The organism is Gilliamella sp., from assembly GCF_024104075.1.
Lineage (GTDB): Bacteria > Pseudomonadota > Gammaproteobacteria > Enterobacterales > Orbaceae > Gilliamella > Gilliamella bombi.
This window is the reverse complement of record NZ_JAGGHR010000012.1, coordinates 1-12,295: the sequence shown is the minus strand read 5'-3', so window position 1 is coordinate 12,295 and position 12,295 is coordinate 1. Positions and strand designations below refer to the sequence as shown.

10 protein-coding genes and 1 pseudogene are annotated in these 12,295 nt (G+C 36.0%); 5 read left to right on the top strand and 6 right to left on the bottom strand.

Features of this window, described 5'->3' with window-relative positions; translation table 11 throughout:
- Positions 1 to 22 precede the first annotated feature (22 nt).
- Complete coding sequence (locus J6569_RS05075; RefSeq protein ID WP_174798926.1) at positions 23 to 895, bottom strand: shikimate dehydrogenase; 873 nt, start codon at positions 893 to 895, stop codon at positions 23 to 25.
- A gap of 185 nt (positions 896 to 1,080) precedes the next feature.
- Here J6569_RS05075 and J6569_RS05070 point away from each other — a divergent pair, with 185 nt between their 5' ends.
- The 4 genes from J6569_RS05070 to radA all read left to right on the top strand — a co-directional run bounded on the left by J6569_RS05070 (position 1,081) and on the right by radA (position 6,261).
- A complete protein-coding gene (locus J6569_RS05070; RefSeq protein WP_085164986.1) occupies positions 1,081 to 2,424 on the top strand; it encodes a Na+/H+ antiporter family protein in 1,344 nt (447 codons plus the stop codon).
- A gap of 37 nt (positions 2,425 to 2,461) precedes the next feature.
- Positions 2,462 to 3,751, top strand: coding sequence for a 16S rRNA (cytosine(967)-C(5))-methyltransferase RsmB (gene rsmB, locus J6569_RS05065; protein WP_296317922.1), 1,290 nt, complete (start codon positions 2,462 to 2,464; stop codon positions 3,749 to 3,751).
- A gap of 146 nt (positions 3,752 to 3,897) precedes the next feature.
- Positions 3,898 to 4,872, top strand: coding sequence for a phosphoserine phosphatase (gene serB, locus J6569_RS05060; protein ID WP_065560868.1), 975 nt, complete (start codon positions 3,898 to 3,900; stop codon positions 4,870 to 4,872).
- Between the two features lie 9 nt (positions 4,873 to 4,881).
- A complete protein-coding gene (gene radA, locus J6569_RS05055) occupies positions 4,882 to 6,261 on the top strand; it encodes a DNA repair protein RadA (protein ID WP_065626240.1) in 1,380 nt (459 codons plus the stop codon).
- A gap of 99 nt (positions 6,262 to 6,360) precedes the next feature.
- Here radA and ppnN read toward each other — a convergent pair whose 3' ends face one another.
- The 3 genes and pseudogenes from ppnN to J6569_RS11245 all read right to left on the bottom strand — a co-directional run.
- Entirely contained in the window at positions 6,361 to 7,737 is a 1,377-nt protein-coding gene (gene ppnN, locus J6569_RS05050; RefSeq protein WP_034913512.1) for a nucleotide 5'-monophosphate nucleosidase PpnN, read from the bottom strand.
- Positions 7,738 to 8,046: 309 nt separating this feature from the next.
- Positions 8,047 to 9,585: a murein biosynthesis integral membrane protein MurJ gene (gene murJ / locus J6569_RS05045; RefSeq protein WP_085164982.1), complete on the bottom strand. Its 1,539-nt coding sequence runs from the start codon at positions 9,583 to 9,585 to the stop codon at positions 8,047 to 8,049.
- 149 nt (positions 9,586 to 9,734) lie between these two features.
- Positions 9,735 to 9,927 (bottom strand): annotated as a pseudogene (locus tag J6569_RS11245) (citrate/2-methylcitrate synthase); the annotation flags it as partial.
- Between the two features lie 183 nt (positions 9,928 to 10,110).
- Here J6569_RS11245 and cobB point away from each other — a divergent pair.
- On the top strand, positions 10,111 to 10,794 hold the full coding sequence (gene cobB, locus J6569_RS05040; RefSeq protein WP_296317920.1) for a Sir2 family NAD+-dependent deacetylase: 684 nt from the start codon (positions 10,111 to 10,113) through the stop codon (positions 10,792 to 10,794).
- A 9-nt stretch (positions 10,795 to 10,803) separates the two neighbouring features.
- On the opposite strand, the gene mtgA is transcribed toward cobB, so the two are convergent.
- On the bottom strand, positions 10,804 to 11,499 hold the full coding sequence (gene mtgA / locus J6569_RS05035) for a monofunctional biosynthetic peptidoglycan transglycosylase (RefSeq protein WP_296300412.1): 696 nt from the start codon (positions 11,497 to 11,499) through the stop codon (positions 10,804 to 10,806).
- A gap of 50 nt (positions 11,500 to 11,549) precedes the next feature.
- Entirely contained in the window at positions 11,550 to 12,044 is a 495-nt protein-coding gene (gene mobB, locus J6569_RS05030; RefSeq protein ID WP_296300411.1) for a molybdopterin-guanine dinucleotide biosynthesis protein B, read from the bottom strand.
- Positions 12,045 to 12,295: the final 251 nt, after the last annotated feature.

Here is a 12,295-nt window from a genome sequence, read left to right as displayed (position 1 = left end):
CATTAGCATAAGAAATTATTTATTAATCATTAAAACCCATTTGCTCTTTCACATATTCAATAGGGGCATCTTCACCTGTCCAAATTTTTATTTGAGCTGCACCTTGCCATAACATCATGCCAATACCATTTAATATTTTACAACCTTGTTGCTCAGCTATTTCAAGTAGTTTTGTTTTACGCGGACTATAAATACAATCTGTAACAACAAGATCGGGGGGTAACATTGTTGGATCTGTAATTAAGCTTTTTCCTTCTAATGGTTTCATTCCTACACCTGTAGCATTGCAAAGTACGACACTATCTGAAATTTCTTTGCGTAGCTTATCTTTATCGGCCAGATCGATAACGCGTACATAACATTGAGTATTTTGATTTAATTTTTTCGCAATAGCTTCTATTTTTGTATAGCACTCATCCTTTTGATTAAAGACAGTGATCTCTTTTACGCCATCAAGAGCAGCTTGCACAACAATGGCTGTTGCAGCCCCTCCAGCGCCTAGGATGGTTATTTTTTTGCCTATCACATCAATGTTGGCTTCTTTGAGCATGCGCATGTAGCCCATTCCATCTGTGTTATAGCCTGTTAAAACACCATTATCGTTTGAAATAGTATTACACGCACCACTCATTTCCACAGCAGGTGTTAACTTATCAAGGTATTGGCAGACTAGTTGCTTGTTGGGCATGGACACGGCACTGCCGCGTAATCCTAATGCTCGAATTCCTTTAATTGCGTCAGGGAGTTTTTTTTGGTCAACTTCAAATGCTAAATAAACATAAGGTACCTTTAATTTAGAATAAATGGTATTTTGCATTTGAGGGGATAAGCTATGGCGAATAGGGTAAGCCATTAAACCAATCAATAAAAAATGTCCGTCGATATTATTTCTCATTAACAACTCTCCACAATAGCCCTACAGTTTAGTTAAGGGTTCTATTTTTAGAATTTTTTATTAACACATTTTTAATTTTATATATATTTATATATAGATGAAAGAGTGAGTATACACTATCGATTGCACTTTCAACATCTATCGCCTAAAATAATAAGTTTTCTTCTTAAATAAGAATTTATTTTATGAATACAGTGCTTGATTTGTTTTCTTCAATAAATGCGGTTGTAGTTGCGGTAATTTGCATGTTAATTTTATCTCTTTGCCGTGTTCATGTCGTTATTAGCTTAATAATTGGCGCATTTGTTGGTGGACTATTTAGCCATTTATCGTTAAAAGAAACCATTGATGCATTTAATACTGGGATCAGCAATGGAGCTAATATTGCACTTTCTTATGCTATGTTAGGTGCGTTTGCAGTGGCAATATCAAAATCTGGCTTACCCGAATTATTGGCTGATAAAGCTATTAAGCAACTTACATCAAGCGATGCAAAAAAACGTATCAAGTGGATTTTGATTGTTATTATTGGGTTAGTAAGTATTTCATCGCAAAATGTTATTCCTATTCATATTGCTTTTATTCCGCTTTTAATTCCACCGCTTTTATACGTGATGTCCCGCTTACAGCTTGATAGAAGAATGATTGCTTGTATTATGACATTTGGATTAATTACGCCTTATATGTTTTTACCAGTAGGATTTGGGAATATCTTTTTAAATCAAATTTTATTAAAAAATATTACCGCATCAGGAATGGATGTTAGCCATGTAAATGTAATGCATGCAATGGCAATTCCTGCATTAGGCATGTTTGCTGGTCTATTATGGGCTATTTTTGTTAGTTATCGTAAGCCTAGAGAATATAAAATTATTCGTGGAGAGGCAAATCAAGATGCTTTAAAAGATGTGAGTAAGCGCTCTCTTATTGTTTCATTATTGGCGATTATTCTATCTTTTACTGTTCAACTTTATACTGGTTCAATGATTTTAGGTGCCTTAATTGGTTTTATTTGCTTTATTGTATCGGGTTCGATTAAATGGGGCGAAGCTGATGGCGTTTTTACGGACGGCATCAAAATGATGGCTATGATTGGGTTTGTAATGATTTCAGCGCAAGGTTTTGCCGAAGTGTTAAAACAGACTCATGAAATAGAACCTTTGGTTAACAACAGTGCAGCATTATTTGCTGGTAATAAAGTGATTGCCGCTTTTGTGATGATGCTAATTGGGCTGGTTATTACATTAGGTATTGGATCTTCATTTTCGACAGTTCCTATCATTGCTGCAGTATATGTCCCACTTTGTGTACAACTCGGTTTTTCACCAATTGCCACCGTATGCTTAATTGGTGCATCAGGTGCAATTGGTGATGCGGGATCGCCACCATCAGATACTATTTTAGCGACCTCTTCTGGGCTAAATAGTGATGGGCAACATGATCATATTCGTGATAGTGTTATTCCAACATTTACCCATTTTAATATTCCATTATTTATTGCTGGTTGGGTTGGCTCGTTAATTTTATAAGTTAATCCAATTAAATGAATTAAGGTCGTTATTCATTATGAATAAAAAATCATCCCAAAATATTAGAGCTATTTGTGCGCAAGCTATTTTTAATGTGCTAGAAGAAGGACAGTCATTAGGCGCTACATTGACAACTTTAAACCACAAAATAGCCGATAAAGATAAGGCGTTAGTACAAGAAATCTGTTTTGGTGTGATGCGAGTATTACCAGAACTCAACTTTTATATTCATACCTTGATGAGTAAAGTGTTAACGGGTAAAAATAGAATTTTACATGACCTATTGTTAGTGGGTATTTACCAGATTCTTTATACCCGTATTCCTGCACATGCTGCAGTTGGTGAGACAGTTAATGCGGTCAATACTCTCAAAAAAACACAGCTTAAAGGGGTTGTAAATGGTGTATTGCGTAAGTTTTTGCGCCAACAAACATCATTACAGCAACAATTTATGCAAGACAGCAAGCAACAAAACCAGCAGACATTACACCCAAGTTGGTTATTAACACGCCTTAAGCAGGCCTATCCAGAGCAGTGGCAAGCTATTGTTCATGCTAATAATCAAAAGCCACCAATGTGGTTGCGAGTTAATCTTAACCAATATTCAGTAAGTGATTACCAACAACTACTTGCTGAACGACAAATTGAATCTGATAGCTTTCCAGAGTTACCTAGTGCTCTGCGATTATTGTCGCCTGTCAATGTAAATAAATTACCCTATTTTGATGAGGGTGCTGTCACGGTACAAGATCTGTCTGCTCAATATGCCGCTTATTTGTTAGCACCGCAAAATGGCGAGCTCATTTTGGATATGTGCGCAGCACCTGGTGGTAAAACCACACATATTTTAGAAGTTGCTCCAAAAGCACAAGTTTTAGCGGTGGATATTGAGCCTAGCCGAGTGAAGCGCATTCACGAAAATTTAACTCGATTAAACTTACATGCCGAAGTTAAAGTTGGTGATGGATTAACCCCAGAACTATGGTGTGAAGGGCAACAATTTGATCGCATTTTACTTGATGCGCCTTGTTCAGCAACAGGCGTTATCCGCCGTCATCCAGATATAAAATGGTTACGCCGAGATAGTGATATCATGCAGTTGACCGAATTACAATACGCTATTTTAACTAAAATCTGGGTTTATTTAAAAACTGGTGGTACTTTGGTTTATGCCACTTGTTCAATCCTACCAGACGAAAATAAATTACAAATTGAGCGTTTTTTGCATGAAAACACCAGTGCCAAATTACAAGGTGAACTTAAACAATTTTTACCTACTGAAAATGGTGGTGATGGTTTCTTTTATGCAGTATTAAAGAAAGTATAATTTGCCCTTTTATTTTTGTTAAAAAGTTTCAGGTAACTATGTGTTTAAGTATAAAAAACTAAAAAAATCACACAATCCTAATTTGGACAATCTTTAGTAGTTGTGATAAATTTTGGGCTTGTTTTATCTTATAAAGATGTTCAGATATGGCTTATACTCTCACCTACAATGATTTACCTGAAAATATCCAACATTGGCAAGGTTTACCGCTGTCATTAAATGGCTGTGAAGTGGTTCCTTTAGATTATAATGCAGGTAAAACAGGCTGGATTATTTATGGTAAAAAGTTAAATAAAACAGTCTTATCAAAATTCCAAGATCAACTTGCTATGCCAATGGTGATTGTTTCATCATGGAAAATCAAAACTTATCAGATTGTTCGTATTGCAGGGGTGATACCTAAAAAAGCTAAATCGATATCATTAGCATTAGGTATTGATGTTGCCCCAATCGATAATTTACCCACGCTACGCTCCCCGGGGTTACTTGTTATGGACATGGATTCGACAGCGATTGGCATTGAATGTATTGATGAACTGGCCAAATTGCATGGTGTAGGGCAGCAAGTTGCAGCGGTAACTGAACAAGCTATGCGTGGTGAACTTGATTTTGCCACAAGTTTGCGAAAACGTGTGGCAACCTTAAAAGGCGCACATCAAGCTATTTTAGATCAAGTTAAAGATAATTTACCACTTACTCCTGGGCTTACTTATTTAGTAAAAGAACTGCATAAAAAAAATTGGCATGTAGCTATTGCCTCAGGCGGTTTTACCTATTTTGCGGATCATTTAAAGCAAAAGTTAAAATTAGTTGACGTTTATGCTAATGAATTAGAAATCAAACATGGAAAATTAACTGGTAAAGTTTCTGGTCAAATTGTTGATGCAAAATATAAAGCAAGGACATTACAACAACTAGCAGCATCGTTGGAAATTCCCATTGAACAAACTGTCGCAATTGGTGATGGAGCCAATGATTTGATGATGATTCGTATTGCTGGTCTAGGTGTTGCTTATCATGGTAAACCTAAAGTTGTCGAAAAAGCACGAATTAGTATTAATTATGCAGATTTAACAGGTTTATGGTGTATTTTATCCACTAGTTTATTAAGTGAAGGTTAGGAGATTAAATTGGCAAAAGCAGTAAAACGTGCTTATGTTTGTAATGATTGTGGAGCAGATTACCCACGTTGGCAAGGGCAATGTAGCTCATGCCATGCTTGGAACACCATTACCGAAGTTAGGCTTGCAAGCACCTCTTCACGTAACGACAGATTAACGGGTTATGCAGGTAGCGGGATTGGGCAAGCCAAAATTCAAAAATTGTCCGAAATCAGTTTAGAGGCACTGCCAAGATTTTCAACCGGTTTTTCAGAATTTGATCGTGTGCTTGGTGGTGGTGTTGTACCAGGGAGTGCCATTCTCATAGGAGGGAATCCCGGAGCAGGTAAAAGTACGTTATTACTGCAAACCATGAGTAAACTCTCATCACAAATGAATACACTTTATGTTACTGGTGAAGAATCACTCCAACAAGTTGCAATGCGTGCCCATCGATTAGGGTTACCTGCGGATAATATTAATATGTTGTCCGAAACCAGTATTGAGCAAATCTGTTTATTGGCTGATCAGTCCCAGCCTAAATTAATGGTGATTGACTCTATCCAAGTGATGCACCTTACTGATATCCAATCTTCGCCTGGTAGTGTTGCACAAGTACGCGAAACAGCGGCTTATTTAACTCGTTTTGCCAAAACAAAAGGTATTGCCATTATTATGGTTGGGCATGTTACTAAAGATGGCTCTCTTGCTGGTCCAAAAGTACTTGAGCACTGTATTGACTGTTCAATTTTATTAGATGGTGATGCTGATTCTCGTTTTAGAACTCTACGCAGCCATAAAAACCGTTTTGGAGCAGTAAATGAGCTGGGTGTATTTGCTATGACAGAACAAGGTTTAAAAGAGGTTAGCAACCCATCAGCAATCTTTTTAAGCCGTGGAGATGAAATGCTACCGGGTAGTTCGGTAATGGTATTGTGGGAAGGTACTCGCCCATTACTGGTCGAAATCCAAGCACTAGTCGATCACTCGATGTATGGTAATCCAAGACGTGTGACTGTAGGATTAGATCAAAATCGGCTTGCATTATTGCTTGCAGTATTGCATAGGCACGGGGGATTGCAAATGGCCGATCAAGATATTTTTGTTAACGTTGTTGGTGGTGTAAAAGTTACCGAAACAAGTGCTGATTTGGCATTGATTGCAGCACTTGTATCAAGTTTTCGCAATCGCCCGTTGCCACAAGATATCGTTATTTTTGGTGAAATTGGTCTTGGTGGCGAAATTCGACCAGTACCAAGCGGACAAGAACGAATCTCTGAAGCGGCTAAACATGGTTTTAAAAAAGCAATTGTACCTATTGCCAATATGCCGAAGAAGAAGCCCGAAAATATGCAGATTTTTGCAGTTAAAAAAGTGTCAGAAGCACTAGATATTTTAGGTGATTTTTAAAAACCAGATAAAATAGTAATAGTTAAAATTAATCCGCCAATAAGATTATCGGCGGATTAAAGTTGGATTCAATTTTATTAAATGGGTTAATATTATTGTTTAATAACAAATTTCATAACAAGGTTGATAAGCGCTTCCTCCTGGCAATTTCATTCGGTTTTGTTTAACAAAACTACGCAATAAATTATCAAGTTGCTGCATAATTTCAATATCACCTTGTAATTTGTATCGACCATTTTCGGCAATTTGCTTCATACCAAATTCTTTAACATTTCCTGCAACAATACCAGAAAACGCACGACGCAAATCAGCGGCTAACAGCTCGACAGGTTGCTCACGATGAAGATTTAATGAAGCCATATTAGCGTGAGTAGGTTCGAAAGTATGTTGTAACGATTCATCGATTTTTAATAGCCAATTAAACCCATAAGCATCGCCTGTTTTTAAGCGTGAAGCTTTAACATGTTTAACACCCTCTTTCATAATACGAGCTACTTGTTCAGGTGAATCGATAATAATTTGATAAAGTTTAGTTGCCTCATCGCCTAATGTGCTACGAATAAAATTATCTATTGAAGCAAAATAATCTTCGCATTCTTTAGGTCCAGTCAGAATAAGAGGTAGGGTTTGGTGTTTATTTGCAGGGTTTAATAAAATACCCAGAATATAAAGCAACTCCTCAGCGGTGCCTGGTCCACCAGGGAAGATAATAATACCATGAGCCATTCGTACAAACGCTTCAAGGCGTTTTTCGATATCGGGCATAATAATCAATTCATTGACTAATGCATTAGGCGGTTCTGCTGCAATAATTGACGGTTCGGTCATGCCAATAAAACGGCTTTCTTTATAACGTTGTTGCGCATGACCGACAGCAGCACCTTTCATTGGTGCTTCCATAACACCTGGACCACAACCAGTACAAATGTTAAGTTCACGCAAACCAAGTTGCATACCGACTTGACGAGCATAATAGTATTCATTTTCATTAATCGAATGTCCACCCCAGCAGACAACCAAATTTGGCTCTTCACCCACATGGAGCGCATTGGCATTGCGTAAAATAGAAAAAACAAGGTTTGTAATATAAAACGAATGATCCCGTTCAAATTTGAAATCGGAAATAAGCTCTTTAACTGCACTGATTTGACTATTCAAAAAAAGGATATCGCGTAATACTGCAAACAAATTAGCTTGAATTGAACGAATAATCCGACCATCAACAAAAGCGCTTTCTGGAGCATTAACCAACTCTAACTTGACGCCTCGCTCTTTACTAATCACATTAATTTCGAAAGACTGGAATCTATCTAATAGATCTTTCGTATTATCGGTTTTACTACCTGCATTTAGTGTTGCTAACGAACAATTTCTATATAATTTATAAAGTTCGCTATTGGCCGATTTTTTCAGAATATCGACTTCTGCCTGAGCAAGTAGATCCATTGATCCTAATGGGCTAATATGGGTGATCATTACAACCTCCATTTGACTATTTTATCAGCAAGGCGACTATTATATACTTAAACTGACTGAATAGGTAAAGTTGATAAATCTTCTTGATAACAGATTAACAGTTTAAAGTGATACAACAAAATCCAAACAGAATTAAACTCACTAAAGTCTTTACCACTAAACTATGAGTAGATTAAATTAGACTACCTATAATGAATAGAGTAAAGAAAGAGACTTTTATCTTATATCTTTATTAATTTTTTACTAAAACACATAGTAACCTGAAACTTTTTGACAAAAAGTCAATTTATTTTTATCCAATGCTTATTATTAATCAATTCGTTTAATAAAGTGTTTTATCTTAAATCCCATGGCAATCAATGATGCAAAATAGACTAAAATACCCACAATAACCAATAAAAATAATCGCCCGATACGAATCAACATTGAACCAGTTGACCAATCAGGTAATAACTGTGAACCGAACCACAATATTGCAGACATTAGAATTACCGCAATGACGATTTTACTCAAAAAGCAACGCCAACCAGGTTGGGGTTGATAAAGCTGTTTTTTACGCAACTGCCAATATAATAATCCAGCATTAAAGCAAGCGGCTAAGCCAATTGATAGCGAAAGACCAGCATGTTGTAATGGACCAATAAAAGCAAGATTCATTAGCTGTGTTAAAATTAATGTAATAATTGCAATTTTAACTGGTGTTTTAATATCCTGACGCGAATAAAAGGCTGGAGCTAGCACTTTAATCAAAATCAATCCAAGTAGACCTATAGAATAAGCAACTAAGGCTCGCTGTGTCATTAAGGTATCATTTAAGGTAAATTGTCCATATTCAAATAGCGTTGATATAAGTGGGCGAGAAATAACCCCTAATGCAATTGTACTCGGTAGAGCCAATAAAAAACAAAGGCGTAATCCCCAATCTAACAATTCACAATATTGTTTATGATCACCTTTAGAAAAGCTTTTTGCTAATGATGGCAGTAAAATGGTGCCTAATGCTACACCAAGCACTCCAGCAGGAAACTCCATTAAGCGATCAGCATAATACATCCACGAAACCGAGCCTGAAACTAGAAATGAAGCAAAAATAGTATTAATAATTAAAGATATTTGCCCTACAGACACCCCTAAAATTGCTGGTCCCATTTGTTTTAAAACCCGCCAAACACCGCTATCTTTTAAGCTAATACGCGGTAATACTAGCATGCCAATTTTCTTTAAATAAGGTAGCTGGTAAAGCAATTGTAAAATCCCACCAACACCAACAGATACAGCAAGTGCCAATACTGGTGGATTAAAGTAAGGCGTTAAAAATAGGGTAAATACAATCATACTCACATTGAGTAGTGTTGGAACAAAAGCAGGGACAGAAAACCGATTCCATGTATTAAGGATGGCTCCAACAAGTGATGCCAACGATATAAAAAAGATATAAGGAAAGGTTATGCGTAGCATGGTAGTTGCAAGTTCAAATTTTTCAGTTGATTCTTGCATAAATCCAGGCGCAGTTAGCATAATGATAAAAGGCGCAGTGATAACTCCAATTAGCGTGACCAACGCCAAGACTAAAGTTAATAATCCAGCAATATAAGCAATAAATGTGCGAGTTGCCTCAGTTCCTTGTTGATTTTTATATTCAGCCAAAATTGGTACAAACGCTTGTGAAAAAGCGCCTTCTGCAAAAATACGGCGGAGTAAATTAGGAAGTTTAAAAGCAACAAAAAATGCGTCGGTGGCCATACCTGCGCCAAAAAAGCGTGCAATAATGGCATCACGCACAAAACCTAATACACGAGACACCATCGTCATTGAGCTGACAGTAGCTAAAGATTTTAAAAGATTCATATTCAAATTATATACAAAGTATACAGCCTAAAACTGATAATGAAGCATAGTCTACAAACTATTACTTTAAATAACCATGCTTTTTTAATAAACTTAATTTTATTGATACCGACAGCAAATACTGGCGAATGTTTGGTTTAACGATCTTCTTAAGGTGTAAACAGCACGAATTCAACGATATCTTTATAGGCATGGCGAATAACTGACAATCATCAAAATTGAGTTCTTCAATCCAATGAGCACACCACCCAATAATACAAGACATTACAAATAATGTCGTATAATCATCTTTTGATAAGCCAATCATGCCATAAACACAAAGCCGGAATAGAAATCAACATTGACACAAACGAGAATAAGCAAATAAAGCGCTATTTGAATATATTGAAATCTATTATAATCAAGTTCATCGACATTCCGCCAATGGTTGAATATTGTCACACAAAAATGAAATTAAGTTATATAAGGTGAATACTGCTTAATATTTATTTTGGCGAAAATCTGAAAAAAGAGCATATACCAATTATGAAGATACCAAAAATAGTTATTCTAACCGGTGCCGGTATTTCGGCTGAATCGGGTTTATCAACCTTTCGTGCCCAAAATGGATTATGGGAAGGTTATGATGTTAATGATGTAGCAACTTACGAAGGCTATATACGCAACCCAACAGCGGTACATGATTTTTATAATATGTTACGCCGTAAATTACAAAATCCAGATGTTAAGCCTAATGCAGCCCACTTTGCGCTAGCTGAATTAGAACAGAAATTAGGTAGTGATAACCTCTTAATTGTGACACAAAATGTGGATAACTTACATGAACAAGCTGGATCTAAAAATATTATTCACATGCATGGTGAATTATTAAAAGTGCGTAATGAAAAAACAGGACAGATAATTGATTGCTTTAACGATGTGGATTATCAACAAAACAAATTCATTCGCCCACATATAGTCTGGTTTGGTGAAATTCCGCTACAAATGGAACAAATTTATGATGCGCTTTCACAAGCTGATTATTTTATATCCATTGGCACATCAGGTAATGTCTATCCTGCTGCTGGTTTTGTACAAATCGCTAACCAAACAAGTGCTAAAACGGTTGAACTTAATTTAGAGCCCAGCTTAGGTGAAAGTCTGTTTCAAACCAAAATTTACGGACCAGCAAGTAAAATTGTTCCTGAATTTATCAAAAAATTCATCTAAAGCAAATTGCTACTTTAGTTGTTTAAGATAATTTTTGTTGCCTAAATTACTCATTTGGGCATGAATCCATTTGGTTCTCTTTTTTACTCGTTCACTTGGTTTAATTGGGCTCCAGCGTCTAGGATTAGGTAATACTGCCGCAAGTAAACTTGCTTGCTGTGAAGTTAATTGATTGGCACTTACATTAAAATAATACTGAGAAGCAGCTTCAATGCCAAAAATACCTTCTCCCCATTCTGCACAGTTTAAATAGACCTCAAGAATACGCTCTTTTGACCAAAAAAGTTCTATCCATAATGTAAACCAAGACTCCATTCCTTTGCGAATCCAACTACGAGTTGGCCATAAAAAGATATTTTTAGCGACTTGCTGAGTAATTGTGCTAGCACCTTTAATATTTTTGCTATTTTGATTATGATTTAGCGCTAGGCGGATAGCGTTAAAATCAAATCCCCAGTGCACAGGAAAATTTTGATCTTCTGAAGCGATTACCGCAATTTTTATATTATCTGAAATTTCGTCCAAGTCTTTCCAGATTCGTTGTTGTGGTGTATTCCAATGCATTATCTTACGTTCTATCATTAACATAGAACCGAAAGGTGGATTCACCCAACGCATTACTAAGGTCGAAAAGATAGATAATAGCATAAATCCAATTATCGCTTTTTTAGTTATGTTTAAAAATTTTCTGAATAAGGGCTTCATGCTGATTTAGATAAAATAACGTAAAAAATTAGCAAATAAGATACGATATATTATTGATTAAATAAATAACTTTTTATAAATTCAACAAGTTGAAGTGGGTTGTTTATATCCAAAATGGGTAAAAAAGCATCTAACGGCTCATCACTAGCAATAGCCAAAGTAAAATCATCAATAAAAAACGGTTTTTTAACGGAGCTTCGGTGACAAATAATTTTAGGAATTTGCTCATCTTTAAAGCCCTCAACTAAAATAATATCAACATCAGAAAATTGATTAATTAAAGTCTGCAAATTGGCAGGTTTATTGGGTGTTTCACAAATTAAAGCGTAACGGTTATCACAAGCCACAATTGTTTGTAACGATCCAGCTTTACGCAATTTATAGCTATCTTTTCCTGGAATATCAAATTCAACATCGTGATGCGTATGTTTTAAAGTCGCCACCTTAAAGCCCTGCTCAACAAGTAGCGGAATAACCTTTGCCAACAAGGTAGTTTTACCACTACCACTGTAACCACAAATAGCGAGCGTTTTTTTTATATTCATTATTTCTTGGTTCAAAATGGTTATAATCAATTTAAACCTAATATACACTATTTTCTACCTCGAAAGAGATAAAACCAATGCAAAAGCCGCTAAAATCACAACTCAAACAACACCACAGTCAACTATAACCGTTTGATTTGATTGGAGGCAAAAATTCAATAAAATCAATAGTCTATCTGAGCGATTTTAGAGAAAAAACACACTTATAGCACCACAATATTAATATGCTTGCTTTATCACAGCATCAAAAT

Coding starts and splice junctions, on each gene's coding strand:
- J6569_RS05075 (WP_174798926.1), bottom strand. CDS start 895: ATGAGAAATAATATCGACGGACATTTTTTATTGATTGGTTTAATGGCT.
- J6569_RS05070 (WP_085164986.1), top strand. CDS start 1,081: ATGAATACAGTGCTTGATTTGTTTTCTTCAATAAATGCGGTTGTAGTT.
- rsmB (WP_296317922.1), top strand. CDS start 2,462: ATGAATAAAAAATCATCCCAAAATATTAGAGCTATTTGTGCGCAAGCT.
- serB (WP_065560868.1), top strand. CDS start 3,898: ATGGCTTATACTCTCACCTACAATGATTTACCTGAAAATATCCAACAT.
- ppnN (WP_034913512.1), bottom strand. CDS start 7,737: ATGATCACCCATATTAGCCCATTAGGATCAATGGATCTACTTGCTCAG.
- murJ (WP_085164982.1), bottom strand. CDS start 9,585: ATGAATCTTTTAAAATCTTTAGCTACTGTCAGCTCAATGACGATGGTG.
- cobB (WP_296317920.1), top strand. CDS start 10,111: ATGAAGATACCAAAAATAGTTATTCTAACCGGTGCCGGTATTTCGGCT.
- mtgA (WP_296300412.1), bottom strand. CDS start 11,499: ATGAAGCCCTTATTCAGAAAATTTTTAAACATAACTAAAAAAGCGATA.
- mobB (WP_296300411.1), bottom strand. CDS start 12,044: ATGAATATAAAAAAAACGCTCGCTATTTGTGGTTACAGTGGTAGTGGT.